27 protein-coding genes and 4 pseudogenes are annotated in these 26,447 nt (G+C 44.4%); all 31 read right to left on the bottom strand.

Translation table 11 applies throughout. The features are described 5' to 3' along the window. Positions 1–11 precede the first annotated feature (11 nt). Positions 12–620: a guanylate kinase gene (gene gmk / locus JCM15764_RS06185; protein ID WP_054693757.1), complete on the bottom strand. Its 609-nt coding sequence runs from the start codon at positions 618–620 to the stop codon at positions 12–14. 67 nt (positions 621–687) lie between these two features. Beyond that, positions 688–1,587 carry a YicC/YloC family endoribonuclease gene (locus JCM15764_RS06180; protein ID WP_439645264.1) on the bottom strand — a complete coding sequence of 300 codons (900 nt, stop codon included), beginning with the start codon at positions 1,585–1,587 and terminating at the stop codon, positions 688–690. A gap of 73 nt (positions 1,588–1,660) precedes the next feature. Then, positions 1,661–1,936 (bottom strand): type II toxin-antitoxin system RelE/ParE family toxin, encoded by a 276-nt coding sequence (locus tag JCM15764_RS06175; protein WP_054693683.1) that lies wholly within the window; start codon positions 1,934–1,936, stop codon positions 1,661–1,663. After that, positions 1,933–2,193, bottom strand: a complete 261-nt coding sequence (locus JCM15764_RS06170) for a hypothetical protein (RefSeq protein ID WP_054693679.1) — start codon at positions 2,191–2,193, stop codon at positions 1,933–1,935. The genes JCM15764_RS06175 and JCM15764_RS06170 overlap by 4 nt, the downstream gene beginning before the upstream one ends. Before the next feature lie 162 nt (positions 2,194–2,355). Next, a pseudogene (locus tag JCM15764_RS06165) lies at positions 2,356–4,016 on the bottom strand (capsule assembly Wzi family protein). A 37-nt stretch (positions 4,017–4,053) separates the two neighbouring features. Then, positions 4,054–4,326: a hypothetical protein gene (locus tag JCM15764_RS22090; protein WP_243688486.1), complete on the bottom strand. Its 273-nt coding sequence runs from the start codon at positions 4,324–4,326 to the stop codon at positions 4,054–4,056. A gap of 9 nt (positions 4,327–4,335) precedes the next feature. After that, positions 4,336–5,687, bottom strand: a pseudogene (locus tag JCM15764_RS06160) (polysaccharide biosynthesis protein); the annotation flags it as partial. A 371-nt stretch (positions 5,688–6,058) separates the two neighbouring features. Then, positions 6,059–6,691, bottom strand: coding sequence for a sugar transferase (locus tag JCM15764_RS06155; RefSeq protein WP_243688469.1), 633 nt, complete (start codon positions 6,689–6,691; stop codon positions 6,059–6,061). Positions 6,692–6,697: 6 nt separating this feature from the next. After that, entirely contained in the window at positions 6,698–8,200 is a 1,503-nt protein-coding gene (locus JCM15764_RS06150; RefSeq protein ID WP_054693676.1) for a sulfatase-like hydrolase/transferase, read from the bottom strand. A 258-nt stretch (positions 8,201–8,458) separates the two neighbouring features. Further along, positions 8,459–9,577, bottom strand: coding sequence for a class I SAM-dependent methyltransferase (locus JCM15764_RS06145; protein ID WP_243688468.1), 1,119 nt, complete (start codon positions 9,575–9,577; stop codon positions 8,459–8,461). Continuing rightward, positions 9,574–9,795 carry a hypothetical protein gene (locus tag JCM15764_RS22085; RefSeq protein ID WP_243688467.1) on the bottom strand — a complete coding sequence of 74 codons (222 nt, stop codon included), beginning with the start codon at positions 9,793–9,795 and terminating at the stop codon, positions 9,574–9,576. Before JCM15764_RS22085 ends, JCM15764_RS06145 begins: the two co-directional genes overlap by 4 nt. A 423-nt stretch (positions 9,796–10,218) precedes the next feature. After that, the gene (gene istB / locus JCM15764_RS06140) at positions 10,219–11,013 is read right to left on the bottom strand and encodes an IS21-like element helper ATPase IstB (protein WP_054693673.1); all 795 of its coding nucleotides are present in this window, start codon (positions 11,011–11,013) and stop codon (positions 10,219–10,221) included. Then, positions 11,010–12,034: pseudogene (gene istA / locus JCM15764_RS06135) on the bottom strand (IS21 family transposase). Before istA ends, istB begins: the two are co-directional and overlap by 4 nt. Positions 12,035–12,102: 68 nt before the next feature. Continuing rightward, positions 12,103–12,537 carry an IS200/IS605 family transposase gene (tnpA, locus tag JCM15764_RS06130; RefSeq protein WP_054693671.1) on the bottom strand — a complete coding sequence of 145 codons (435 nt, stop codon included), beginning with the start codon at positions 12,535–12,537 and terminating at the stop codon, positions 12,103–12,105. A 107-nt stretch (positions 12,538–12,644) separates the two neighbouring features. Continuing rightward, on the bottom strand, positions 12,645–13,625 hold the full coding sequence (locus JCM15764_RS06125) for an NAD-dependent epimerase/dehydratase family protein (protein WP_054693668.1): 981 nt from the start codon (positions 13,623–13,625) through the stop codon (positions 12,645–12,647). After that, the gene (locus tag JCM15764_RS22080; protein WP_243688466.1) at positions 13,604–14,383 is read right to left on the bottom strand and encodes a glycosyltransferase family 2 protein; all 780 of its coding nucleotides are present in this window, start codon (positions 14,381–14,383) and stop codon (positions 13,604–13,606) included. The genes JCM15764_RS06125 and JCM15764_RS22080 overlap by 22 nt, the downstream gene beginning before the upstream one ends. After that, positions 14,380–15,210 (bottom strand): glycosyltransferase family 2 protein, encoded by an 831-nt coding sequence (locus JCM15764_RS27940; protein WP_369412262.1) that lies wholly within the window; start codon positions 15,208–15,210, stop codon positions 14,380–14,382. The genes JCM15764_RS22080 and JCM15764_RS27940 overlap by 4 nt, the downstream gene beginning before the upstream one ends. A 197-nt stretch (positions 15,211–15,407) precedes the next feature. Further along, the gene (locus tag JCM15764_RS06115) at positions 15,408–16,364 is read right to left on the bottom strand and encodes an O-antigen polymerase (protein WP_243688482.1); all 957 of its coding nucleotides are present in this window, start codon (positions 16,362–16,364) and stop codon (positions 15,408–15,410) included. Positions 16,365–16,553: 189 nt separating this feature from the next. Beyond that, entirely contained in the window at positions 16,554–17,372 is an 819-nt protein-coding gene (locus JCM15764_RS06110) for a glycosyltransferase family 2 protein (protein ID WP_054693658.1), read from the bottom strand. 26 nt (positions 17,373–17,398) lie between these two features. After that, positions 17,399–18,076: a CatB-related O-acetyltransferase gene (locus JCM15764_RS27935; protein WP_369412261.1), complete on the bottom strand. Its 678-nt coding sequence runs from the start codon at positions 18,074–18,076 to the stop codon at positions 17,399–17,401. A gap of 11 nt (positions 18,077–18,087) precedes the next feature. Beyond that, on the bottom strand, positions 18,088–18,993 hold the full coding sequence (locus JCM15764_RS06100; protein WP_243688465.1) for a 6-hydroxymethylpterin diphosphokinase MptE-like protein: 906 nt from the start codon (positions 18,991–18,993) through the stop codon (positions 18,088–18,090). A gap of 48 nt (positions 18,994–19,041) precedes the next feature. Next, positions 19,042–20,121 carry an oligosaccharide flippase family protein gene (locus JCM15764_RS06095; protein WP_279384306.1) on the bottom strand — a complete coding sequence of 360 codons (1,080 nt, stop codon included), beginning with the start codon at positions 20,119–20,121 and terminating at the stop codon, positions 19,042–19,044. Then, complete coding sequence (locus tag JCM15764_RS27930) at positions 20,112–20,324, bottom strand: oligosaccharide flippase family protein (protein ID WP_369412260.1); 213 nt, start codon at positions 20,322–20,324, stop codon at positions 20,112–20,114. Before JCM15764_RS27930 ends, JCM15764_RS06095 begins: the two co-directional genes overlap by 10 nt. Further along, positions 20,321–20,539 carry a glutamine amidotransferase-related protein gene (locus tag JCM15764_RS29365; protein WP_279384303.1) on the bottom strand — a complete coding sequence of 73 codons (219 nt, stop codon included), beginning with the start codon at positions 20,537–20,539 and terminating at the stop codon, positions 20,321–20,323. The genes JCM15764_RS27930 and JCM15764_RS29365 overlap by 4 nt, the downstream gene beginning before the upstream one ends. After that, the gene (hisH, locus tag JCM15764_RS06090; RefSeq protein WP_279384302.1) at positions 20,523–20,963 is read right to left on the bottom strand and encodes an imidazole glycerol phosphate synthase subunit HisH; all 441 of its coding nucleotides are present in this window, start codon (positions 20,961–20,963) and stop codon (positions 20,523–20,525) included. The genes JCM15764_RS29365 and hisH overlap by 17 nt, the downstream gene beginning before the upstream one ends. After that, positions 20,951–21,730 (bottom strand): imidazole glycerol phosphate synthase subunit HisF, encoded by a 780-nt coding sequence (gene hisF, locus JCM15764_RS06085; protein ID WP_054693650.1) that lies wholly within the window; start codon positions 21,728–21,730, stop codon positions 20,951–20,953. Before hisF ends, hisH begins: the two co-directional genes overlap by 13 nt. A gap of 7 nt (positions 21,731–21,737) precedes the next feature. Next, positions 21,738–23,054 (bottom strand): N-acetyl sugar amidotransferase, encoded by a 1,317-nt coding sequence (locus tag JCM15764_RS06080; RefSeq protein ID WP_054693647.1) that lies wholly within the window; start codon positions 23,052–23,054, stop codon positions 21,738–21,740. After that, positions 23,051–23,740 carry an acylneuraminate cytidylyltransferase family protein gene (locus JCM15764_RS06075; protein WP_054693643.1) on the bottom strand — a complete coding sequence of 230 codons (690 nt, stop codon included), beginning with the start codon at positions 23,738–23,740 and terminating at the stop codon, positions 23,051–23,053. Before JCM15764_RS06075 ends, JCM15764_RS06080 begins: the two co-directional genes overlap by 4 nt. Continuing rightward, entirely contained in the window at positions 23,737–24,783 is a 1,047-nt protein-coding gene (locus JCM15764_RS06070; RefSeq protein ID WP_054693640.1) for a nucleotidyltransferase family protein, read from the bottom strand. The genes JCM15764_RS06075 and JCM15764_RS06070 overlap by 4 nt, the downstream gene beginning before the upstream one ends. After that, positions 24,783–25,322 (bottom strand): acetyltransferase, encoded by a 540-nt coding sequence (locus JCM15764_RS06065; protein ID WP_243688464.1) that lies wholly within the window; start codon positions 25,320–25,322, stop codon positions 24,783–24,785. Before JCM15764_RS06065 ends, JCM15764_RS06070 begins: the two co-directional genes overlap by 1 nt. 88 nt (positions 25,323–25,410) lie before the next feature. Next, positions 25,411–26,426: pseudogene (gene neuB, locus JCM15764_RS06060) on the bottom strand (N-acetylneuraminate synthase). Positions 26,427–26,447: the final 21 nt, after the last annotated feature.

Genomic DNA, 26,447 nt, shown 5'->3' with positions numbered 1-26,447 from the left:
AATCACCGCCTCTATATTTCAAACAACTCAGAAACCCCTGTTAGTACGCGGTTCGTCTTACACTGCTCGGCAATCAGCACTGACTTCAGCTCTTCGACCGCCTTGGGAAAAACATCGTTGATGATGATGTAATCATACCAGCGCGATTCTTTAATTTCGCCTGCAGCAGCCTCGATACGGCGATCAATGACCTCAGGGGCATCAGAACTGCGGCAGTCAAGCCGGCGGCGCAGCTCCTGGTAACTGGGGGGCAGAACAAACAGATATACTGCACCATTATATCTTTTTTTCAGCTGATGTGCACCCTGGCAGTCTATATCCAGTATGACATCTATCCCCTTGGTCTTATACTCTTCAAGGGTTTTGAGGGCGGTACCGTAAAAATTGCCATGAACCTCGGCCCATTCGGCAAATTCGTCCGCTGCCACCATTCGTTTGAATTCATCAAGGGATATAAAAAAATAATCCCGGCCATGTACCTCGCCGGGCCTTGCAGGACGCGTAGTGTAGCTGACAGAATGCCGCAAGTTCGGGAAAATGTCAATTACTTCCTTGCACAGCGTGGTCTTCCCCGCCCCCGAGGGAGCCGAAATAACAAACAAAATACCTTCACGTTTCATGGTCGCTTCCCTCACCATTCACCATTCACCATTCACCATTCACCATTCACCATTCACCATTCACCATTCACCATTCACCATTCACCGTTTCACTCGATGTTCTGCACCTGTTCGCGGATTTTTTCAAGTTCGGCCTTGAGCTCGACCACACAGGCGGCGATTTCCCCATCGTTGGCCTTTGAGCGATAGTGTTCACCTCCCGGTTGATCTCCTGCAGTAGAAAGTCCAGCTTGCGACCCACCGGTTCATTGAGGGCAATGGTTTCGTCAAATTGCTGCAGATGGCTGTTGAAGCGAACCAATTCTTCGGTAATGTCGCAACGGTCAGCCATGATGGCTATTTCCTGGGCCAGACGCTCCTCAGTCACGGTACTGTCGCCGGAAAGCTGGGCCACACGCTCTTTGAGCCTGACGGCATAATCGGCAACCATCTGAGGCGAACGCCCGGCAATACGCGCAATAAGAGCAGAGAGGAAAGTCCGCCTTTTTTGCAGATCATCCAGCAGGGCCTCACCTTCCCGGCTGCGCATTGCATCCAGATTACTTGCAGCAGACTCGACAGCGGCTAGAAGTTCGGTCGGAACAGACTCAGGAACAGCAGCAATTTCACCCGCGCCAATTACATCTCTTTGGCCGGTAATAAGAGCGAGCGGCACCTCTTCCTTCAAGCCGATGGCATCCCTGATACTGGAAAAAGCCTGATAATACCCCTTGGCCAGCTCCAGGTTGACAACGGGCATGGCGCCGCCGGCAGCAGTCTCCTCACGCTGAATGAAGACTTCGATCTTTCCCCGCTTCAGCTTTTGGGCAACCGCCTTTTTCACCTCATTCTCGAAGGGCACGTACAGACGGGGCAACTTGACGAATATCTCCCCGTAGCGGTGATTGACCGACCGTATTTCCACCGTCAGCTTTCCCGTTTGTGAATCTGCCTCAGCTTTGCCGTAGCCGGTCATGCTTTTGATCATTGTATCTCCGTGTGAAACTGGTTCTATGTTCTATGTTCGAGGTTAAAAACCCTTCACCCCTCACCTTTCACTATCAGTAAACCTCATCATGGCTGCCGATGCTCACCGGAACGATCTTCCCATCTTCCATTATGAATTCGATGGTTATACGATAGCTGATGTTGATTGATACCGAATGCAGTTCCTGCAGTGGTCCGCCAAGGCGATGCAGGCGCAGTGACGGATGAAACGGGTTGAGCTCCAGCAGCTTCAGGGTCTTTTCATACTGGGATAGGATTTCAGGGTGACGCTTGATGAACTTTGCGGCTCGTTTGAGATAGCTGTGGGTATAGATGATGCGGAAGCTCATTTTGCAGCATTCCTGATGCGCTCCATATGCTCATCCACACTCTCCTCGACAAATTCCCCTGCAGCGAGTTGCTGACGTGTTTCATAAAGAGCGGCTTCCAGTTCGCAGACCCGCAGCCGGTTGTATTCCTCCATCTCCATGACCACATAACGTTCCTGTCCACGTACCGAAATAATTGCCTCAGCACTGTTTTCAAGGGCCTTCTCAATGGAGGTCACCCCCCTGGTTTTCAGTTCGTTTGCCGCAATGTTTTTCATCCCCGCACCTCTAACATCAACACTATCTATCGCATGATAAACAATACTATTGATGATACGGTCTGTCAACCAGCCGGTGACAAGTGATAAGTGACAGGAAACGGGTGGCGGTTGACGGGTTTAAAGGCGTTAGTATTCACCAATCACCAATAACCAGTTTGTTCAGTACCGATAGGTCATTTCCGCAATAAACAGCTGATTGGTTCTTTTCGCCCCTGCCATAAGATCGAAGTTGCTTATCCGCTCATACCCATAGGTCAGCTCTGCATCTAGCTCCCCGTAAACCGGCAATCGCCAGTGAATCCGGCCGGCATTTTTTCGCTCAACTGCTTGCAATGTGCCGTTGACATCAAAATTACCTGAGCTATCGACCTTCACTCTCCCCAGATTTCCACGCTGTGTAAAAATATACTCCAGGGCCAGATTATTGCGTACAGAAAACCAGTGGCTGTAGCGGGCAAAGAAATCCTGTGTGGCGCCTCCCTGAGAATGTCCTATAGGCATTCCTCTGTAAATGTAACCCGCGGGAAAGGTGCCGTTGGTATAGAGAATCTGGTTGCCCTGGAAAAACTCGAAGCGGAAATCATTCCTGCCATCATCCGTCAGGCGGGGAATATAGAGTCCGGCCACATAGCTCTCAACTATAGGCCAGAATGAAGCGGTATCCTCGCCTGAAAACTCCCCGTATAATTCCGTGTTGCGCAGCCATGGCATGCGATAGCGAAGCTCGAAACCAGCCAGCCCATTGGAATTGTCGGCACTGGTGCCACCAATCAACCCACGTAACATATCGCCGGTTCCGCTCTTAACGCCAGCCCCCCCCACTTGCCGGCCAAGATTGAAGCCGATCTCCACATTGTTCGTCGGCTTTGAGATCAGCTTTAAAGCATAGAACCAGGCTGGCGCTCGACACCGCCTGTATAGGTTTTGTTGAATCGTGATGCGATCAAGGCGTACTTGAGATCACCAAGCCACGAAAGCCAGCTGATCCGGACCGGCTCTGGGCTGGAAAGTTACCAAGGTAAATTTTCTGCATTGTTGGTGAGGGTAATAGCGCCGCGGTAGCCCTGGCCGAGCCAGTTTTCGTCCTTACCCAGCTCGAGCTCAATGCCGCCGCCTCCAAGCTTGACGTAACCGCGATTCATCCTGATCCGATTATCATCCCCGATGAGAATGGACGGTTCAATGAGACCGGTCACCTTATCACTCAGATAGGCTTCGGCAGCCCAACGAAGTTCGGCATTGTTGCCGTCACGGTAAATAACGCCGTTGTTGTTTTCAAGAAGCGGCGTCCCCTCGGCCCCATGCTGCTGCACTAGCGAAGGATACGGGTTAACGGGACGCAGACCTGATCCCAGGCCGAAGACGCCATCATCGCCGGGATCATGGACCGGTCGCTCATAGCTGCGCGGGATGCCGTTCAGGTAGACGTAACGGAAACGAAGGGAGGAGACCAGATTGTAATCCACAAGAGCTGGTTTTTGATCCGGACTCCTTCGAAGCGATACTTCACGGGGGATTAGTTCATTGATCCGCGCAATCAGTTCCCTGGCAAAAGGCTGCTTTTCGGCATCGGCATCGGCATCGGCCAGGTTCTTTTCTGCTTCCAGCAGAAGTCTTGCCGCCTCTGCCTTTGAGAAGGGGCGGATACCTTTGACATCACTTTTAATCAGACCAAAGCCGGCAAGCTTTTCCAGATAGGAATAAACGGGACTGTCGAGAGGAATGTTCGAGGATGAAAGAGCCCAGCAGCTAGTGGAGTTTATGAGTAAAAAGAATGTGAGAACAATCGTTGGAAAAGGTTTTCTAAAGGTTTGTATCATCTAAATACCATGAATTCAGCTACTGCCGCAGAGACTGTTAATTCTCATTTATCGCTGATTGCTGAGTAACAAAAAGGTCGTGACGAAGGCGCTGGAAAACCGCGGGAGCAGGCCCATCAAACACGTAGCGGGGGGTGAATTCAGGGACCAATTGTTTCAGAGAAAACATAAGGGTGGTTAAATCTCCATGTTCAGCTGCTTTAAATAACGTTTCCATTTCTTGGGTAATGATATTCATGTCTGATTCAACAGCAGACAGTACTCGTATCTTTTTATGCTTGGTCGGCTTGACCCCTTCACCTTCTATCAATAGCTCTTCGAAGAGTTTTTCCCCGGGGCGTAAGCCGTAAAGACAATATCGATATCCTGATAGGGAACCAAACCGGAGAGCTTGATCAATTCTTCAGCCAGATCAAGAATACGCACCGGCTCTCCCATGTCCAGCACAAAGATATCACCGCCATTGCCGATACAGCCAGCCTGCAGAACCAGTTGGCTCGCCTCGGGGATGGTCATGAAATATCTGATAACTTCCCTATCGGTAACGGTAACCGGTCCGCCTTTTTTGATCTGCTCTTTGAACAGGGGGATTACGCTGCCATTGCTGCCGAGGACGTTGCCGAAGCGTACCGTGGTGAATTTGGTTTTGCTTTTGACAGCCAACGCCTGGACATAAATTTCAGCAGCCCTTTTGCTTGCCCCCATGATATTGGTGGGATTGACAGCCTTATCGGTGGAAATCATGACGAAGTTCTTGACGCTGTGTTTGCGTGCCGCATCGGCAAGCACTTTGGTGCCGCGGATGTTGTTATTCACTGCTTCGACAGGATTATATTCCATCATCGGCACGTGCTTGTATGCTGCCGCATGGAATACTACCTCCGGCTCGAATTCGTCGAAGATGCTTTCCACCCGTTCCACATTTTTCACGTCGCCGATTACCGGCACCACTCTGAGCTCGGGAAATGTCTCCGTCAGCTCCTTTTCGATGTAATAGAGAGGCGTTTCTGCATTATCAAACAATAGTATTTTTGATGGCTTGAATTTCGCCACCTGCCGACAGATTTCACTACCGATACTGCCCGCAGCGCCAGTAACGATGACCCTCTTGTCAGTCAAATAACCACGGATTGCCGCCTGATCAAGTACCACTGATTCACGACCCAGCAGGTCCTCGATCTCAACATCTTTAATTTGATGCACGGATATGTTGCCGTCCACTATGTCGGTAATGCTAGGCAATGTCTTGAATTTTATGCATGATTTTTCACAGCAGCCAATGACAGTGCGCATGGTATCGCGACTTGCTGAAGGTATAGCAAAAATCACCTCTTCGATCTGGTGTTTTCTCACCAATGCCCTGAGCCGTTCGATCCTGCCCAGCACAGGGACTCCATTGAGTTTCAGTCCCTGCTTTCCAGCATCATCATCTATGAAACCGATTACTTGATACGGGGAGTTCTCTTGTTTCCAAATCTCCTTCGAGAGAAGGCTTCCTGCCTCGCCTGCACCTATTATCAATGTCCTATGCCCGTTCTTGATCTTGGGCATTATATGTACCTCCCGGTACACCCTCCAGACAAGGCGGCTGGCAGCTACCAACGAGAAGAGCACAAACCAGTCGAGAACATAGACAGACCGTGGTAAACCAGAAGCGTTCTTGATGAGCATGAGGACAAACGCTGAAATAACAGTGGAAAAGGTAACCACTTTGAAGATTTGGATGGCGTCCTGCAGGGAGCATACCGCCAGATATTCCGATACATGCCTGAAGCCACAAACACTAGAGGCTTAACGATCATGATGACGCAGAGACCGTTCAGGATAATGTCTCGCTCTGAAGCAGGAATCTGGAAGTCGAAGCGCAAGAGAAATGAAATGACAAATGCCGCCAGAATCAGGCAAACGTCCAAAAGAAAGACCAGGATCCTTCTAGCAGAAAACATTATCTCCTCCTGGAGCTAATAACAATTGCATAAACAAGGCTAGTCAAGGGTTAACATAATAGCATTAACCGAGCAAAATGCAAGAAACACTCGACATCAGTGCTGAACACCATCACTGCGCAATACTTTGAAGAAAGTCATGAGCATAATTTCTAAGTCCAGCAAGAAAGACCGATGCCTCAGATAATACTCGTCATATTGGACCTTAACTGGGATTGGCAGTTCATCACGACCGTTTATTTGAGCCCAGCCAGTCAAACCTGGTTTCAATATGTGGATTCCCTTTTCAGTGCGTAACTGAATCAGGTCCTGCTGGTTATACAATGCAGGTCTGGGTCCGACGAAACTCATGTCACCCCTAACAATGCTCCATAGTTGCGGCAACTCATCCAAGCTTGATTTACGAAGAAACTTGCCGATAGAAGTCAGGTAGCGGTCGGGGTCACTTAGCAAATGTGTAGCAATTGCTGGGGTGTCAGTGCGCATGGTGCGGAACTTGGGCATCTTGAATATGGCATTATTCTTACCGACCCGATCTGACCAGTAAAGGATAGGGCCGGGAGAGCTACACTTCACCAGCAAAGCAACAAGCAGCATGGGCATGATAAAAAAAAGCAACACTACGAAAGAAAACATAAAATCAAATACTCTCTTCATAAATATATCCGTATTTTTGCCAATAGCAATAACGTTGACAGTGCCACCTCTCGGGCCTGAAGCTACTCCCATTTTTATTCATTTTCCTGGGTTGGCATTGATTTTGATAGTGGAATTTTTCTTCATAATTTCATTCAGGATTCCCTCAGTATGTACGGGACCAAAAAGATCATTTTTTATCTGTTGAAAAGGTTTCTTGATTATTAAAGGTATATGATTTTCCTTACCAGGAAACATACTGCGATTATTGTGATCTGAGAGAACTATGACTTCAGAAGATTCAAAAATAGTGTTTTTTTCCATTTTTCTTATTAGCTCACCAAGTGTATAATCAGCAAATTCAACTGCTTTCGTATAATTTTCAGCACTTTGAAGGAAGGGTTCTTTATTGTCAAAGTAACCATTACGATCAAAGACAAGCGGTACATGCGTACTGTAAATATGTGTGAACAGAAAAAAGGGATTTTTTTCATCAAGGGCTGCCATCGAAAATTTAAATACTTTGATGGTTTGTTCTTTTTGCCATTGAGAAACTACTATATTTTTTATGAAACCCTGAGGTGACTGGCGTGGCCAAATAATCAGATTTGTCATGATCGGACTTAATAAAGAAAAATGTGTTTCTACACCTGCGTAATTATAGATACTAAATGAGTGCCCCCTATTAAGGTATCTATCAAACATTTCGCAATAGGGAAGATAGGAGCCAAATAAGAATGTTTTATAGCCGCTCTTTTTCGCAATAGAAAATAAATTTTCAGAAAGGATATCTAAATATTCTTTCTTATTTTCTTTTGAGATTTTGTAAATTTGCCTATATCCCATTAGCACGTTATCGAAACTCTTACCTGTTAATAAGCCAGGGATTGCTGTCAAAGTTTGTTTACCCGGTGATAGCGCATTATGGTAATTATCGGAAATTGAGGATAAGCGGTGAAAGTTTGTATATCTGGAAGATACTGAAGCATTTTTATAGAGATACTCGTAAGATAATGAATCGAAAAGTATAATTATAAGATTATGGTCTGGTGTGTGTGTTTTTTTATCACAAAGATTAGGAGTGTTAATATCAATTTTTGTGTTAACATCCCATATGCTCCACAGAGTCCAACCAGCAAGCAAATTCAGTGGAGAAAGAATAAGTATTAGTATGATGATGACATGCGTCATTTTGCTCGTGTACCGAGCTGCCAACACCAAAAAAACAGCGCCGCAAAAAGTAACTATTATCTCTACTAGCAATTGATTCTTGTGTGCATATTCTCCCAAAATTACAAGTGCGTTTTTATAGTCAACTTGCTGTAAAAAATGAATGAAGAAAGAAATAAAAGGAACGATAAATATGCAAAAGAGAAGGGCAAAGCGAAGCCTGACACCGGGAATCTTGTCAATAAGCAATAGCGCTACAGTGAGGATCACAGTGAACAGGACTATTACAGAAATTAGTTCAAGACTATTTTGGACTCTCCACTGAAGAATAATAATATTATCGTGAAGCGTTGCAATCAGCGGGTGGAAAAAAAGAACGCTCAGTGTCAGGGCAAGCCAGCTATTGAAAAGAATTTTGTACCTAGCAAACATTTAGTTTTTCCATTAAATACAACGTTCGTTCCGTGTCTGTTATCTTTTCACGTTTAAGAATTAAAAAATATGTTTGAAAAGAAGCTTCAAAATGATCCTGAGAATAATGTGTGAAGATGTCCTTTCGAGTGCAAAGAAGTCTTTGTACCTGAGAATCATTCTTGGGAATAAATTCAATAATCAAATAGTGGCACAACTGGCTCAAAAAGAAGGCGATGTGGCTGAAAGGTAAATTGTTGGAGATTGCAAGGTGATGAATCAATGCCAAAGCAAGAACAGTATCAGACGGCCCCCTTTCAACCAATGAAAGTCGTTCTTTGTGTGCCCAGCCATTGCAGGGGTGGGATTAGCGAGATCAAGACATAGCGGCAATATTTTTGTTTCCTTATTTTCTCGCATCTGCAAGTAATTTTTTTCAACTGCCGCGGGATCAAGATCAAAAGCTATGGTGTGAATATCTTTATGCATTGCGATACGACTGAATGCTCCGGTATTGGCACCAAGGTCCCAGACTGTGCGTGGTTTGCTTTCGACAAGATAATAGTCCACCAACTGCTGCTTGTGCTGCATTGCTTTTTGTGAGTAATTAGTATCATTATAATATTCGCTCCATTCTGATCCAGCTGGAAGCCACTTTAACCCAGTAATCGCCGATTCAAGGTGATGGATCAGGGCGATAAGAGAATCTTTTCTAACTTTGTGGGAGTATCGTGGTAATGCCTTCGACTCGTATCTTTTTTGCGTTTTTGCATGCAGATGGATGTGTGATAAAAATGAAAAATTGAACCAAGTTGACATCGGAAGCAGTTTACTAGTAAGGTCAAGTGGCAAACCGTCTATGTATATCCTCATAAGTTGGCTGAGCCTGACATCCCGGAATGCCATTAGCGAAAGAGGAGCCAGAAAATGTTGGCAAAACTGACGATAGGCAACCCAAGGTTGATCTTCTTTGTAGATTTCAAAGGAAAGCGTGTCGATCAAGATAGGCTTTCCTTTGTGAAATTGCATATTATAGGCGCTCGCATCTTTCAAAATCATATTGAATGCAAGCGACTGCTTCTGGATTTCTATCAGCGCGAGCGCCGCATCCTTTATTTGATTGAAGCACCATTCATAAGGGTAGGAAACAAACGAAAGCAATTCAGGTTGAATTACTTTGTAATTATGGTCAAAGTCTTTGCCGGATAGGCTTACCTCCATGTGTGGAAGCAGCAGGTTGCTTTCAACGAGCTTGTTGTACAGCCCTGACTGCATCAGATGATCGTAGTTTTGTTGATATAGGCGGGTTATAGATCGGAAGAGAGTGCCGTTCTCAAGGAAGAGAAAACCACTCGGATCCCTGAAAGAGCTCGAAAGATAGCTGATTTCGGCATTCATAAATCATGGCCGCCGTTTTTGTGAAAAAATTTGACCAAGTGATTTTTTATCTTCTGCCAGAACATTTTAATGGTAAATACCCCGCCAACAATGGCTGCAACCACTACTTGAAAAACATAGCTTCCAGCACCAGGGTCAAGATACGCATAAGCATAATTACAAAAAATTAAATATACACTAATTACAAATAACACGTAGCTGTATGTAAATAATTTCATTATTTCCTCCACACTAAAGGGTTCTTGGGTAGATGAATAAAATTCAGTCTTAGCTGTTGTTCAACCCGTTTATGTTTTGCCTAAGTCGGAACTAGGCTTTCAGGCCGCTTGAGTAAGGGAAAGCCAGCTGTCTCTGAACGGTTGAACTGAGGGAACTAGCTACTTGGCGTTTCTTCCGTCTGGCTTCTCTTGCTTCTTGAAGGGCTAGCCAGAATAAACCGACATCAATCTTAAGTAAGACATCCCCCACCTAAGGTGGGGGCTTTGAAAACCGTGGACCGCTCAAAGCGGTTATTTCAAAAGATTATCCGACCACCTGACGGTGGTCATCCTTCGTTAAACATCGTCATTTGTCAACGGCAATCGAAATGTGACCCACTTTACCAGATGATCGGAAATTGAAAAATGACCCACCTCCCTGCGTTAATCATCAATCTGAGGTGTGGGTAGTTGCTGCCCGACAATGCCTGCGCGTCGTTTTTCTTTCAGCCGATAGCTGTCACCCCTGATCTGGATGACATGGGCGTGGTGCAGCAGTCGGTCGAGCATCGCTGATGTGAGGGCTGTGTTGCCGCCGAAAGCCTGTTCCCATTCGCCGAAGCTCAAGTTCGAGGTGAGGATCACAGAACCGGCCTCATACCTTTTGGCTATCACCTGGAAGAACAGGTTTGCCTGGGTTTCGCTGAACGGGAGGTACCCGATCTCATCGATGATGAGAAGTCTCGGTCCCAGGACACTGCGCCGCATTACTTCCTTGTATCGCCCCTGCCGCTGCGCGCTTTCGAGTTGTAGCATCAGGTCAGCTGCGGAAATGAAGCGCACCTTGACGCCGCACTGGGTTGCTCGGTAGCCGAGCGCGATGGCGAGGTGAGTCTTTCCGGTGCCGCTGGGACCCAGCAGGATTACATTCTCTCGGCGCTCTAAAAACGCCATTGCCGACAGGTCGAGTATTCGCTGCTTTGGGGCGCCGGTGGCGAACTCAAAGTCATAATCCTCAAGCGTCTTCATCGCGGGAAACCCTGCGAGCTTTGCCATTGTGTGGCGCGAGCGGCCCTGCCGGACGTCGTTTTCTGCCTTGAGTACCTTTTCGAGGTAGTCGGTGTACGAGGATTCCTGTTTTGCCGCGGCATCTGCAAGGTCGGCGTATACATCGGTCACCGCCAGAAACTTCAGATCATCGCACAGCGTTACGATGCGCTGGTGCTGGATGTCACTCATAGCCGCCCCTCCTGAAGGATTTGATCATAGAATGAGGCGGGACGCTGAAGTGGAATCACCGGCCACGGTATGGGAGCAATGACCTCTGGTTTGCCCGGCGCGACAGCAACTCTTGGCGGCAGCGGCAGCATCGCTGCTCGCTCTATCTTCAGCCGATCACAGGGGCGCTCGCCGGTCTCTCCATGGATGCGGCAGTTGGCTACTTCATTGAGCCACTTTAAGACCTCGATATTCGCGGTCGCGACATCAAGAGTTAATCCCGCCTGCTTCAGGCGCGATACCAGCGGATAATAGAAGCTGTACCGAAGGTAACGGTTGAACCGCTCGACCTTTCCCTTGGTCTTGGCCCGGTACGGCTTGCACAACCGGGGCATGAACCGAAATGCTTGGCTGTGTCCCACAGGCCGGAATGGAAGCGGTGCTTGCCCTCGCCGAAGGCATTTCGCTCCAGCACTACGGTCTTCATGTTGTCATAGAGCACTTCACGCGGGACGCAGCCGAAGAAGGAGAATGCCATCTCATGGCATTCTCGAAGGACATCGAACGCCTGGCTGTTGGTGAAGACAACGAAGGAATCTCTGCTGAAGCCGAGCGTTCCCACGAATGCGTACAGCGGGTGTTTGCCCTTGCGCAGTTCACACCAGTCGGCTTGCATCTGCTGGCCAGGGGCGGTTTCGAACCGTACAACCGGTTCCGGCGTGACACGGGAATAAAGCGTTGCCAGGAACGTTCTGAGGGTGCGCTCGCCGCCCTCGTAGCCAAGGCTTTTGATCTCCCGAGCAAGTACCGGAGCAGGAAGACGATGTGGCAGCGCCGCCTTCACCCGTTCTTCGATAAATGCTTTGAATGGATCAAGCTTTCCCGGTCGCTTCGCCCGTTCTTTGTACCTCGGATCTGCAGCCGATCTGAGAAACTTTCTGACAGTGTTTCGGCACAGCCCGGTGATCCGCGAGATCTCCCGGATGCTCTTGTCCTGCCTCTTGAGAATTCTGATTTCCATACTCTCTTCCTTTCCAATCATGCCGACCCTCCAGGTCGGCTAGGTTATGGAAGAGTGGGTCAAAATTCAATTTCCAAGGTGGGGCATTTTTACATTGCCGCTAACATCATTTGATCGAGCCGTTTATCTTCGATCTCTTGTTGCTTTATATAGTTGCGGACTGTCTCCTCGTCCGCTCCTACTGTTGTCACAAAATAGCCACGTGCCCAGAAGTGCATCCCAGTGAAGTTCTTTTTCTGCCCAAGGTACATTATGGCTATGTGTATGGCACTCTTTCCTTTGATGAAACCGATTACCTGCGCTACAGAGTACTTTGGTGGTATCGATATCAGTATATGGACATGGTCGTTACACAGATGGCCTTCCACTACCTTGCATTCTTTCTGCCTTGCAAGACTGTGAAACAGCTCGCCTAAATACTGACGGATGCGCCCGTATAGCGCCTTGCGGCGCCCTTTGGGCACCCAAACTACATGATACTTGCATTCCCACTTTGAGTGGCATAAACTCTGGCTGTCGTCCAAGAGGCCTCCTTATTCGTGATCTTTGAGCGGTTCACGTCTAAGGAGGCTTCTACATTTCGCACGAACTGTCAAACTTTATGGGTCCCCCGCCATAGCCGGGGGATTACTCAGGAGAATTTACTAAACCATAGCGCCGTTTGCCTCAACCCCTCATCCAATGTAAAGGGCGGCCTCCATCCAAGCTCAGTTCTTATGGCTGAACTGTCTACCACCAATGAGCTTAATAGCCCATTGATAGAAGAGCTTTTGCCTGTAACTTTACCTGCTAGACGAATGATGCCTACTGGAGCGGGAAAGAGCCTAGCAGGGACGCCGAGTGCTGAAGCAGTTCGGTAAATAAGTTCGGGCGTGGAAATATCATCTCCATCGCTGACAAGATAGGTTTTACCATCGGCTGAAGGATGAACAGCAGAAATGGCAAGTGCATCAACAAGGTTGCCAACATATATTAGGCTGCGCCTGTTTTGGATTGAAGCAAGAGGGAGCGGGATTCCTTGTGACACTATTTTTAGAAGTGATAAAAAATTACCTGGGTTACATGGACCGTAGACAATAGGCGCCCTAATAATAACTACTTCCATTTTGGATTCTGTTGAAATTTTACGCAATGCTAATTCCGCTTCATACTTGGACAAAGAATAAATGTTGTGTGGATGTGGAGCATCATTTTCAGTAAATGGAATTGAATTAGTGCTGTTACCATTTACGCCAATAGTACTCATAAACACAAATCGCTTCACACCAGCTTGTGCAGCCTGCAGCGCTAAACGTTCAGTTCCATGAAGGTTCACTTTGCGAAATTCCTGCAATGGGTCAATGGCAGTTTCTTGCATGACATGTACGCGGGCAGCCAAATGGATGATAATGTCCACATCATGCAGGGCTGCAGTGTAGTCGCTGGATTCGGAGAGAGGTTCTACAATGGCTTGCTCTACGACTGCTGGCAAATGCTCAGTGTCATCTCCGGCCAATACAGCGGCAGTAAGCCGAAAATTCTCTCGTACAAGATGTTTGATAAGGGCAGTACCGACGAAACCTGTTGCGCCTGTCACCAAAATATTCCTAATCAAAAGAATCTCCATCCCCATTTGTTGAAATATCGTACCATATTAACAATAAGCACCCACATCATCTTGATGCTTTTATGTGAAGCACGCTCCCACAGATGTGTAACAGTTGCATGCGGGTAGTATACTGTACGATATCCGACATTTTGAAATTTTTGCCCTAAATCGCAGTCTTCAAAATACATAAAGTAGCGTTCATCAAAACCACCAACAGATTTTAAAACACTAGTCCTGCAAAACATGAAACACCCCGTCATGAATTCAACGTCATGAACAGTTTCGTAGCCGATATCGCGGGTCTCATACATAGCGAGCCGTTTTTCAAGAACAACATGAAATCTTTTGGGCAAAAAACGGCGCGCAAAAAGATCGAATACCGTGGGATAACGTTTATTAAGGTGCTGGATAGAACCATCTCGATTCAATACCTTGGGACAGACCATCCCTATATCCGGATTATTATCCATAAATTCCGTCAGAGTTTTAATGGTAAAAGGAGAAACGACGATGTCTGGGTTCAGAATCAGGTGATATTTAGAGTTTTGTACGCGCTGAATTGCCCAATTATGCCCTCTTCCATAGCCTACATTTTCATCATTAAAATGGTACTCAACAGGAAGGTCTTCAAATACAGAACGCAGGGCAGGAGTAGGTGAATTGTCAACGATAGTGAGTTGCACAGCACAATCTGTGCCCAAAAAACTGGCGGCAGCGTTCCTAACCATATTACGAGGGTTGTCATAAATTACTATTGAAGCGGTGGAGTCTAAGGATTTCATGGTGTCACTTGTCTATTATTTAATTTTTGTTTCAGTAATCGAATTATGTATCCAAATTCGGATCGAATATGCTTTAACATCGAGTATGCAAGAAACAGCGGGAGTAATATAATAAATATATTATTTCTTTGTGTAAAATTAAAATACGCAGTTAGTTCACCTAACCGCATCTTCACACGATTTGAGCTAAGCCCACCAGGTGTTTTCTGAGGTCTTGATAGTAGAGTCAAAGGTTTCCCGCACAATTGATAGACTGGATGAGATTTTGATACTTTCAGCCAAAGATCATAATCTTCGCAATAGCTCATCGTGTTATCGAATCTGTCTGTAATAGATCTTTTAAGAACAAAGCAAGATGTCTGAGATGGGTTTTTTAAAAGCAGTTTTAATAGATTAAGCTTAAAAATTTCATAATTTGAGGTATCGCGTTCGGTGAAAAAAATATCCTTATTATCTGTGTACGAATGGCATAAGCAGTAACAATTGTTTGTGCTCAAAAATCGATTGATGATTTGCAATTTTGATTCATGCCAAATATCATCTGAATCAAGAAAACAGATATATTCTCCAATTGCCAGATCCCATGCTGTATTCCTACTGAATGATACACCTGAGTTAACACTGTTTCTATGATATGTTAAGGGAATATTTTTCAGTACAAATGCTGGTAAATAATGTTTATAAATGCTTACAACATTGTCTTTGCTGTAGTCATCTATAAGAATAACTTCAAAATCATCAAATTTTTGTTGTAAACATGATGATAAAGTATTTGGTAGTGTTTTAGAGCAATTGTAGCAGGGTATTAAAATAGAGAACCTAGGCATCTAATATTGGCCTTTTGAATATTGTAATATAATAAATAAACTGAGCAACAAACACTAAGTGAAACATAAAATCTGTAAAAAAGGAAAATACTATTGCATGCAGAATAACAACAAGAGCAAACCCATATCTTGGATCGTTAAAGGATCGCTTTACTATAAAATAGGAAAAAAATGATATTATAAAATAAATAAAATTACTAAAGAAAGGGCCATAGTCTATTAAAAAATTTCTCGTGCATTGAGGAGACATTCAGTGTTTCATTTACCAGTTCCCATGCTGGGGGTGAAATACCCAGAAGTTCTATTAAATAGTTTCTTGCAAATGATGGTATAAGACCACTAATTGTTCCAATAGGTGCATAGTAAGGTGTTATGTTCACATTGTTTACTACATTATTCAGCGGAGATACAATATATATGTAAGCCCAAAGTAGTCCAGAAGGTAAATAATCTGGATACTCTATTGTGGGTCTTGCAAGTGCAATAATACCATCTCTTCCAGACCTCAAATCTCCTATGTAACCAAATATAAATATTAGCCCGAATATCATCAAAATTATTTTAACAAAACCTTTGAAGCTAGCCCCTTTTATAAGAATATAGAGAAATATAAGCTGTACCGCAATCGTTAGAAAAAGTTGTCTGGTTACAAGCAATATCGGCCAGGAAAATGCCAATAGAATCAATGTAAAATTTAGTTTACTCGGCTTATACAAATGTCTTACAAACAAAATAGTAATAATGACCAATAGGGTGGCATTTAATAAGCCATGTATTCCTGGAAAGCCAAATTCGGTATAACGTATTATTTTCCCGATACCTAACAAAGAAACTAATGGTACGTTTTGAAAATAAATTAGTTCAGTAATCAACCCGACAATCAAAACTTTTGTTAAAATTGATAATACCTTGGTCGTATGCCTTGAAAATATCCATTCCTTGTATATTTCATGATTTAATTTGATATAAATCAGACATTTCTTTGAAATGATAATAAATAGTATATAGCCAAGAAGAAACATACTAATTGATGCTGAGAAGAAAAGGAAGGCATCTGTAGAAAGTGGAAGCAACAAGTCGCTAAACCTAAGACTATAGAGAAATAAAAGTAGGGTCCACAACGAAGCATAAAGTAAAGCAGGGTTTAATATCATTTTCACTGTTCGACCTATTTTGAAACCTGAATTTGTCTAACAAATTTTTTCGGCAATATTCTTTTCATTGTCTCCCTAAATATTATATCTAAGACTAGAAATGCAGCGTAGAAAACATTGTATTTTTTATTTATTGCATATAGTTCCTTTAAGTGCTCAGTACTTTTTACTGTGGAGACTCCGTCACAGTTAAATATTGATACAGTAAGATCTGCATACACAAATATAGAAACCATTTTTTTTTAGTTTTGCGAATAAATCAAAATCTGCAAATATTTTATAAAGTCTACAGAACATTTCTGCTTTAAGAATTTCTGTTTTCGTGAAAGAAGATTGATGACAAAAAGGGAGTCCATACTTGAACGTTAATTTTTCAGCTTTCCGTATTTTTTTGTACACAGAATCATACTGATAAAGTGTATTTCCATAGATAACACTCGCTATAATCTGTTTGTTAAAAATTAATTCTACGACGTTATTTCCATAAAATGAGTCGCCAGAATTCATAAAATTGACCCATTCACCTGTGGCTTTGTTGATTCCTTTATTCATCGCATCATAAATTCCCTCGTCCTTCTCGCTAAGCCAATAATCAATTTGACCATCATACTGTTTGACAATATCAATAGTTCCATCAGTAGAGGCGCCATCAATAATGATGTACTCAACATTATCGTATGTCTGGTTTATAACACTTCTAATGGTCTCTTCAAGACACTTCTCTCCATTAAAAACTACTGTAATGACAGTTATTAACGGCCTGTCTGGAAAAGATCGTTTGAAATATCCTTGTGTTCGTAGTCCACCTTCTCCTTTGCGCTCAGGATTTGGCGACAAGTACAGCGCGCTTTTAAACGTGGCATCGGGCGAGTCTTCTACAACTGGCATCTCTCGCGTGACCAAGCGGGTGGTGGCGTAAGATGCATCCAGGCAAAAGACACCCAATGAATCGTCAGGGATGAAAGGAGGATGGTTTGAGGTAGGAAGAGTGATCTTGGTTGTTGTCATTTTACAATTTCTGCCGTTATTGAAAACTATATAGCACTATTCGCTTTAAAGACATTTATATTGTGCAGGGACTTATAATTATCGTTAAGCCAGTTTATGCTTTTGTCCCACCATTTGAAATCCATAAGAAACTCTATTTCTTCCACCTCAAATCTAAACTTTATTACTTTTGCAGGAACACCGCCGACGATTGCATATGGCGGCACATCTTTAGTTACTAGAGAGCCAGCGGCTATAATAGCTCCGTCGCCAATTGTCACTCCATCTAAGATGATAGCTCTCGCTCCAATCCACACATCATTACCTATGGCGACAGGTGCGAATTCGTCAAAATAGTCACGATCACACAGCACCTCCTGGGCCTGTCCGAGTGTTGAAAAGAAAATTGGGTGTGTTGAGACAAAAGTGTTTGCTGGATGCTTCCCCAATCCGATAAGTATGTCCGGTCCAATCGAGCAGAACTTTCCCAGGATAGCGTTATTAATTTTAGTGCCGGACGCAATGTAAGTAAAATCTCCTAAATCGACATTTTTCAATGCGACAAAGTCATTAATAGTGTTACTGTAGCCAAATTTACACTTAACAATCAAGCACATGTATCCAATTCTTAATCGACAATGTTTGTTTTTGATTTGCAATCTATAGCTGTTGAGTGCGTACTTCACATAGAGCGTCAACGGGTTTTTGAAAATTGAACCTAGCATTATGAATTTCCTTATATGGCGCATCTTTTAAATGCATCAATATAACTTTTATTGCTTGCGTTGTATATTTGAACTCCTCTGTAGTTTGCGTAATTTTCTATGTAATGGTAACCTTCAAACATCTTAGCAAATGCATCGAAAATTATGTGAAGTTTAGGTATCTCTGAAGAATCATGGTACATTGGGAAAGGTACGCCTTTAACCTCACCATTGTCATAAAAATGCCTGTCTTTCATGCAAGCTACATTGTCATTATTAACAAATAATTCCTCATGCCATGAATGGTCTGCCCCAAGAAGGAAAATGTTTTTGAACCCCAAATTAATTCCAATAAAAAGCGCTGCAACCAATACATTTTGTGCATGAGGCATTCCAAATTGATATTTATAGAGAAAATGCCTTACACATTCATATCCTGATATAGGAGTTGTGTTTATAAAGGCTACTTTAAGATTTTTATTTTGGTCAAATATAGATTCCCAATCCAGTTCCTTCTTGCCTATGGACGGTATGATTATTGTTAAACACCAATCCACATTTTGATTGAGCCTATTGAATATGGAGTTTCTAATTTCAATATACTCTGAAATACTGTCATGCCTCCAGTAGGCTGGATCGAGCAAAAGATAGTAGCTAGGTTTGATAGTGTAGAAAAAATCAGAGCTTATAAAATCATTTACACATATAGATACCCGAGACGTAATAAAATCAATATTATTAATCAAGTTATGATTTAAAGAAGGCCCATTACCTAAAACACAAAGGTCTTTCTTAGTCAGGTTATCAAGTTGTAGAAATTTATCGTTACCACAATTCTTCACTGCGCGGATAACTGAATACAAAGTTTTGGCAACATTAATTATTATTTTTTTCATTTTCATACCTATATTTGATGATTTCTGGGATGAAGCGTGCATCTACATCTCAATGACTTTACAATATTTGAAGACAGAAGTATCATATAATTATGTATTACTTAGGCTTACATCAAAAATGTTCCATGGCATTTTATAGACTCTCGCGCTAATTACCCAAGTAAGAATAAAACTCACAAAAAAAGCAAGAGCAGAGGCTTGGGCCGCTCCAATCGCCCCATTTCTTTTTATAAGTACATAGTTTAAAGCCACATTTAACAGGGCTGTAAAAAAAGTTACTAACGACAAGACATGCGTTTTATTCGCATAAAAAATATAGTTAGTAACCATGTAGTACATTGCACAAAAGGCAAAGCCAAACACTATCCAGGTCGTATATTGGTAAGCTCCGCTAAATTTTGAGCCAACAAAATAACTCAGGAACCAAGGTGATACTAATGCAATGAACGCAGCAATCAACAATGTGACTATAAAATATACATATGTAAATTTTACAATTTTGATCTTTGTAATCATTTTATTTTCAGAAAGTTTATTATAAAGCCATGGGACATAGGCATTGTTAAATGATGACGCCAACAGTTGTAGTATCATTCCAATTTGAAAACCAACAGTGTAAATACCCGTTTCTGATACGCCAATCATATTGGTAATAAAGATTCTATCTGTTTGCGCTATCAACATTCCCCCTAGAGCATGTGGTATCAAGGGCACCCCGAACTTCAGTGCGTGAGCGATGTCAGTTTTGTCGTATTTAAAAACAATTCTTTTACTACGTAAAAGAATATATGCTCCTATGAAAGCAAAAACGATGACTGTTATGATCTGGGCATAAATCCTTCCTTTCCAGTTCATTCCGAGAGTGACAACAAAGAGAAGCGAAAGACTGATATTGACAATTGTTTGCAAGTTCTGGAAGAGGCTGTATTTTAATGCATTGCTTTCAACCTGCCACAACGTCATCATCACGAGGATAATAAATTGACACATGCTGAAGACAACTATCGCCCAAAGTGAGCCGCAAGGAAACATGGTATGACGGCTTATAAATCCAGCAGATATCCAAATCCCAAGCGATACGATGATAGTGCTTATTACTAGCAGCAGAAAAGCGTTACCAATATATCTGGATAATCCTGAATTGGGTTTATCGAAATATTTTACACTAATGGCGCGTGAATGTTTAAGCCAACAAATGGGCTAACAATACCGACCAAAACAGTAAACATAGAGACGATGCCATAATCTGTCGGAGTAAGAAAGCGTGTCAGTATAGGCATCATCAGAAAAGGAATAGAAGAATTAATAACAGCTGAAATAGTATAGATACCTGAAGCACGGAATAATGACGAAGACAGTATTCTAGATATCAATTTTTTGCCTTCAGAAAAGTACGCAGTATCATCAATCCTTCTGTTCCACTTTTTTCGGGATGGAATTGGCAGCCATACAGGTTTTCTCTTTTAATGGCAGCCGAAATGAGTTGACCATTGTAATAGCAGTCGGCCAGCCTGTGCTCTTTGTGATCGGGAACGGCCGTGAAAGAGTGGACAAAATAAAATGATGATTGATTACCGGTTTCGCCCAACGCCGTGCCATCCCAAGAAATACCCGAAGATATAGATTTCATTCCACCCGATATGCGGAATTTTATGGGGAGAACCGTCAACACCCACTGCGGGGATAGCAACAACTTTACCAGGAATCAGTCCCAGACCTTCGTTCGCCCCATACTCTTCACTCTGGTCAAGCATCATCTGCATACCGAGACAGATGCCAAGGAAAGGTCGTTCTTTAGCGGCAAATTTCTTTATTGGCTCAATCAGTCCACGTTCAACCAGCCCGGACATGCCATCGGCAAAGGCACCTACACCAGGCAATACAAGATAATCGGCATCTGCAATTTTTCTGGCGTCATCGGTCAACTCTACATTGGCGCCGCAATGCTCAAAGGCACGGGCAACACTTAGGAGATTGCCTATTCCATAGTCGATAACCGTTACCCGTGACATAAAACATCTCTCCTTACATGTATACCACGTTGAAGAGCCCCTTCGCGGATATCACCCACCGTGAGTTTTTTATAGTGTAATGCACCCGCAACCGCCACCGCATCGGCCTGGCCTGCTTTAACAACTTGCTCAAAATCATCGACGGTTCCTAACCCCCCGCTGGCGATGACCGGGATCGGAACGTTTCGCGAAACTGCAGCAGTCAACTCACAATCGAATCCCCTACCGGTCCCTTCCATGTCAACAGAGGTGAGCAGTATCTCCCCCGCTCCGAGTTCGCAACCCTTCTGTGCCCACTCCAGAACATCAATCCCGCTTTTTTCCCTACCATTATCGTAGTACACTTCCCATTTACTCGGTGCAGTCCGCTTTGCTTCAATTGAAAGGACCATGCACTGTGCACCGAACTTCTGCGAGATCTCATGAATGAGTTCAGGTCTTTTAACAGCAGCCGTATTCACAGCAACCTTATCGGCCCCGGCGCGCAACATTTCGCGGGCATCGTCTACAGAACGGACGCCGCCGCCAACGGTTATCGGTATAAATACGTCTTGGGTTGTACGGCGGACAATGTTAAGCAGACTGCTTCGCTCGTAAAGGCTGGCAACGATGTCAATGTAAATGATTTCGTCGATTCCCTGTTCATAATAACCCTTGGCAAACAGATTGGGATCGCCGAGTTTGCGTAAACCTTCCAGGTTAATGCCTTTGATCAGGTTTGGCCCTTTAATGTCCAATCTTGATATTATTCTGATATTACTAGCCATGTATACATTATTCCCCAAAAACCGTATATCTTAATTTCCACGTACCGTTCTCCAACTTCCAAAGATGAGGGGAACGGAACTGATCGGCAAGAGCCATGTAGTAATCCCTGTTCATGATGGGCTGTTCAAACATCCTGGATGCCACGGGATATTCCTTCTCCGGGATGCTCAGGTATTTGAAAATCTCATCCGCAAAACGTTCAGGAAATTCGCCATCGAATTTCTTTACCAGTGCAACGCCTTCATCCCGGGTTATCTCATCATTGCGGATTTCCTGAGCGGCATCATATGTCGCACGCCCTATTCCGAATTTTATGAAGGTTGTGTGATAGTGAAAGTCGTCGATGCGATCATCAATACTGTTATATTTGCTGTAAGTACCTGGAGTTCTTTCGGGTGAGGCCTGGAATCCGCCGTTCTCCACCGCATAATAATAGCACTCCTGGGGATGCCATTTTAGGTAATAGCCAAGGTAATGGACTTCTATCCTATTTTTTTCGATCATTTCAGGATCTGCCGGATAATATGGCTGCAGATCGTTGTCATCAAGCCCGAAATCAGATTTGAGATCAGTAACCGATGTTCCCCCCAGAAACACCTTGCTCTTGTCTTCCGCGGTGAAATATGACCAGTCACGCTTGGCAGTGGATGTATCGGCGATCGGATTACCGTATTCGGCTTCATTTTCGCCATAAAAAACAAGTGGTATTTTATGAAGTATGGCCATTTTTGGAGCAAGCGACTTTTGGCCGAACATGAATGGCTGGAATGGGTGGAACAGGTTCTCAACCGCCAGCCGTGTCACCAGGCGATGAACTCTTCCGTTGGGGGTACAAAGAAAATTGTCAAATCCTGCATGAATCCAAGCCTGAAAGTTTTTCCATCCCCATTCGGTATAGACGTGTGGCGCCCAGGTGACAGTCAGGGGATGCATGCCATACTTGTACTTGAGCACGTGTGCCTGGTAAAAGCTATCTTTCCCACCTGAGCCAGGGACCAGACAATCATATGAACCATCTTTGCTGCGATAGCGGTCACATAACTCTTTGAGCTCCCGCTCTCGTTCATTCCAATCAATGGTGCCTTTTTTCTGTTCTGTTACTTTACAGGCATCGCACACGCCATTTTCGTCAAAGTTGATGGTTTGTTTTTTACTTGCTTTGGTATGCTCATATTCAACAGCCGAATTAGGACGTTGATTTGATATCACACATTTTTTACAGAATTTTACCTCATTGGGCAGGCCGTATTTGGCCTCCAAAGAGTCTTCCGCAACATGAAAACGGGCAATGTCAACAGGGGGGGGAACCGGGTGTTTTTTCACTTCAAACCTCCACTTAAAACAAAATTTGAAAGAGCTAGATCTGTTTCGGTATCAATGTCAATTGAGCGCTCTTTAGGCATGATATAACCAATAGTTTCCTGTGTTACAAAAGCCTGCGTTTTTTGCAGCCATTCACTTTCTGCAACATATACAGCACCATTCAATGCATAAACCGGCGGAATGTCCTGTCGGCAAGCATAATCTCCTTTGAGCAAAGGAATCATCTCCATTGAACTGCTCAAGGAGTACATCCAATAGGGGCTTTTATCAGGTTCCACAACTGATACACAGGCACGGGCTTGGTGCCTCACCATGAGGGCAATAGCCCCATCAATGTCTTCAACGGATCGTAGTGGTGATGTCGGCTGCAACAAAACAACAAGGTCATAATGTGGCAAAATCTCGGTCAGCATGTGTATTACAGGCAAAATTCCCGGAGTTGAGTCCTGCGCCAGTTCAATTGGCCGCAGGAAAGGGACCTCAGCCCCCCATCGGACAGCAGTGTCAGCAATTTCCTGATCATCTGTCGAGACAACTACCCTGTCTACAAGCAGCGATTGATTGGCTGCTTCTATGGTCCACGCTATAAGCGGCTTACCTGCAACGTCTCGGATATTCTTACGAGGTACACCCTTGGAACCGCCACGGGCTGGAATTATTGCAAGTACAGTCTTGCCGTCAATCACGAGAAAACACCTGCATACTCCCCGTTTGCCCGCTCCAGATCATCTTTGCGCCCTATATCCAACCAATATTCGTGAATAGGGAAAGCTGCTGTTTCCATCCCTCTTCGGAGTAATTCATCAAAGAGGCTGGGCATGTCATAATAATCATCGTTCGGCACAATTGAGACTGCTTCCGGGTTGAGAACATATATCCCGGCGTTGACAAAGAACTGGTGAACCGGTTTTTCCAGGATGTTCTTCAGACGATGACTATCGAGCTGGACGACCCCAAACGGCACTTGAAATTCATACTCACGAACACACATGGTGGCAATTGATTTATGCTCTGCATGAAATTCCATGAGGTGCTTCAAATTAACCTTTGTAAGCACATCTGCATTCATAACCAGCGCCGGCAGGGTCAAAGCTTCAGGCAGAAGGCCTAATGCACCTGCTGTACCAAGACGTTTCTTCTCTTCTATATATTTGATTTCAACCCCCCAGCGGGAGCCATCTCCAAAATATTCCTTAACCATGTCTGCCTTGTAGTTAACCGAAATGTAAAAACGCTTGAAAGCATACTCCTTACAATTCTCCAAGACCGTTTCTAGCACCGGTTTGTTACCAACTCTCAGCAGCGGTTTAGGGCAATCCTTCGTCAACTCCCCCAATCGACTTCCGAGCCCTCCCGCCATAAGAACGACTATATTATCACGTTCTTGTATGCTAATCAGCTCATCCCAAGCATCTAAGCCAACTACACATCCATTCTGGTCTACAAGAGGTATTTGCCGCAGTTGCTTGTTTTTCATCTTTGCCAAAATAGCTTCTCTGCTTTCGTGACAACTTGCAACTGTCGGGGTGGTGGACATGATACTGCTCACAGGGCCACCGAGGTCTATACCTTTCAAAATGGCACGCCGGACGTCACCATCGCTAACAGTTCCGATAAGTCTATTAGAGTCATCGACCACAAGAGCAATTTGGAGAGAGCCCGCATCAATGATTTCTATGGCTTTCATGATGGTCGTAACTGAGCTAATTAATACATCTTTCCAACCCATTAAAACTCCCTTGCCGGTACACCACGAACTTTTGCGTAATCAGGCACTTCCTTGGTAACAACAGCGCCGGCGGCAACAATAGCTCTCTTACCGATAGTAATCCCTTGAATCACTGTAGCCCCCGTGCCGATGTGGCTCGATTCGCCAACAATTACTCCGCCAGAAATCGTCACGCCAGGGGCTATATGAACATGTTTCTGGATGGTGCAATCGTGATCCACTGATGCTCTGGTGTTAATAATAGCATTGACACCAATAGAACTACCTGCTTGTAGAATCACTCCGGCCATAACCTGAGATCCTTCACCAAGAACAACATCCGCAGCAACCACCGCAGACGGATGAATAACCGGAGCAAATTCATAGCCCCGTTCTTTGTATCTATCAAAGAGCTGTTGGCGTTTGATCGGAGGGCCTACTGAGCCAAGGCCATTAATGAGCTGGATTTCCGAAGGTGGAAATTCATCAACAACTTCATCTCCTCCAAGTACAGGAACTCCAAGCAGGCAGGCACCTGCCATTTTCGGATCGGGATCCACAATACCGACTATAACGCAGATGTGGCCAGCAGGGCATCAATCAATACCTTGGCATGGCCCCCTGCCCCAAGCACAATAACTGGCATAGTCATAAGCAAACCAACTCATCAGGATCAAAATTACGGCAGGCCCTCCTGCTAAGAAGATCCCAATACTGAATAGGTGACAACCCGTTACCAGGGCGCTTAGTGGTAAGATTGTGGGCAGTAAATTGTTCGCCTTGTTTGATCGAACATGCCGCCACTAAACTTTTCCTAGCTACAGATATGTTCTTTTTTTCACATTGTGAAGGGAATTTTCGACCACAACCAACCGCCTTTTCAACGAGTCGAATTGCAGCCACCATCTGTGTTAATTCACCCGGTTCCAGGGACGCTCTATGATCGGGACCAGGCAGACGCTTGTCGAGGGTAAAATGCTTTTCAATGGTCACAGCACCACGGGCAACCGCAGCAATCGGCACTGCAATACCATCCGTATGGTCAGAATAGCCGATAGGTAAACCAAATGCACTGTTCAATGTGTCCATCACCTTCAGGTTCACGTCTTCCACTGGAGCCGGGTATTCAGTAGTACAGTGCAACAGAGTAACTTTGTCTTGCAGGATCGCCTGCCCTTCAGCACAGCAGTAGGCAGCACGAAAGGCCTCTATTGAGGGGATGTTGAAACCAAGATAGGCAAAAGCTAAAACACCCAAGGCATCCTCAATTTCACCCAAGGTGGACATTCCGGTAGACAGAATAACAGGCTTCCCTGTTTGAGCAATCTTCAGTAGCAATGGCCCATTAGTGATTTCCCCGGAAGGAATTTTAAGCCGTGGCAGCCCTAATTTCCCAGCCAACAGATCAACACTTTCCTCGTCAAAAGGAGTCGAAAGGAATTCGATACTACATGTCCTGCAATGTTCAATCAAAACATCATGGGCAGCTTCATCAAGCTCTAACTTGCGAATCATTTCAAACTGAGACTCAGTGGCATCGGTCGTTTGTATCTGATATTCCGCTTTTGGTGCACAGTTACTTACCAATTTTCAGCTTTGAACGTCTGAAACTTCACTGCATCGGCACCAGCCTCCGCGGCAACCTCGATCAATTTTTTTGCCATATCCAGCGAACCATTATGGTT

The sequence above is a fragment of the Geotalea toluenoxydans JCM 15764 genome (assembly GCF_001311985.1).
Taxonomy (GTDB): Bacteria; Desulfobacterota; Desulfuromonadia; order Geobacterales; family Geobacteraceae; genus Geotalea; species Geotalea toluenoxydans.
The sequence above is the reverse complement of the archived record's forward strand: the minus strand, read 5'-3'. Positions and strand labels throughout refer to the sequence as shown.

What these genes read in the sequence shown, in the direction of transcription:
- gmk (WP_054693757.1), bottom strand. Translation starts at nt 620, where the DNA reads ATGAAACGTGAAGGTATTTTGTTTGTTATTTCGGCTCCCTCGGGGGCG.
- JCM15764_RS06180 (WP_439645264.1), bottom strand. Translation starts at nt 1,587, where the DNA reads ATGATCAAAAGCATGACCGGCTACGGCAAAGCTGAGGCAGATTCACAA.
- JCM15764_RS06175 (WP_054693683.1), bottom strand. Translation starts at nt 1,936, where the DNA reads ATGAGCTTCCGCATCATCTATACCCACAGCTATCTCAAACGAGCCGCA.
- JCM15764_RS06170 (WP_054693679.1), bottom strand. Translation starts at nt 2,193, where the DNA reads ATGAAAAACATTGCGGCAAACGAACTGAAAACCAGGGGGGTGACCTCC.
- JCM15764_RS06155 (WP_243688469.1), bottom strand. Translation starts at nt 6,691, where the DNA reads ATGGGAGTAGCTTCAGGCCCGAGAGGTGGCACTGTCAACGTTATTGCT.
- JCM15764_RS06150 (WP_054693676.1), bottom strand. Translation starts at nt 8,200, where the DNA reads ATGTTTGCTAGGTACAAAATTCTTTTCAATAGCTGGCTTGCCCTGACA.
- JCM15764_RS06145 (WP_243688468.1), bottom strand. Translation starts at nt 9,577, where the DNA reads ATGAATGCCGAAATCAGCTATCTTTCGAGCTCTTTCAGGGATCCGAGT.
- JCM15764_RS22085 (WP_243688467.1), bottom strand. Translation starts at nt 9,795, where the DNA reads ATGAAATTATTTACATACAGCTACGTGTTATTTGTAATTAGTGTATAT.
- istB (WP_054693673.1), bottom strand. Translation starts at nt 11,013, where the DNA reads ATGAGTGACATCCAGCACCAGCGCATCGTAACGCTGTGCGATGATCTG.
- JCM15764_RS06125 (WP_054693668.1), bottom strand. Translation starts at nt 13,625, where the DNA reads ATGGGGATGGAGATTCTTTTGATTAGGAATATTTTGGTGACAGGCGCA.
- JCM15764_RS22080 (WP_243688466.1), bottom strand. Translation starts at nt 14,383, where the DNA reads ATGAAATCCTTAGACTCCACCGCTTCAATAGTAATTTATGACAACCCT.
- JCM15764_RS27940 (WP_369412262.1), bottom strand. Translation starts at nt 15,210, where the DNA reads ATGCCTAGGTTCTCTATTTTAATACCCTGCTACAATTGCTCTAAAACA.
- JCM15764_RS06115 (WP_243688482.1), bottom strand. Translation starts at nt 16,364, where the DNA reads ATGATATTAAACCCTGCTTTACTTTATGCTTCGTTGTGGACCCTACTT.
- JCM15764_RS06110 (WP_054693658.1), bottom strand. Translation starts at nt 17,372, where the DNA reads ATGACAACAACCAAGATCACTCTTCCTACCTCAAACCATCCTCCTTTC.
- JCM15764_RS27935 (WP_369412261.1), bottom strand. Translation starts at nt 18,076, where the DNA reads ATGCTAGGTTCAATTTTCAAAAACCCGTTGACGCTCTATGTGAAGTAC.
- JCM15764_RS06100 (WP_243688465.1), bottom strand. Translation starts at nt 18,993, where the DNA reads ATGCACGCTTCATCCCAGAAATCATCAAATATAGGTATGAAAATGAAA.
- hisH (WP_279384302.1), bottom strand. Translation starts at nt 20,963, where the DNA reads ATGTCACGGGTAACGGTTATCGACTATGGAATAGGCAATCTCCTAAGT.
- hisF (WP_054693650.1), bottom strand. Translation starts at nt 21,730, where the DNA reads ATGGCTAGTAATATCAGAATAATATCAAGATTGGACATTAAAGGGCCA.
- JCM15764_RS06070 (WP_054693640.1), bottom strand. Translation starts at nt 24,783, where the DNA reads ATGGGTTGGAAAGATGTATTAATTAGCTCAGTTACGACCATCATGAAA.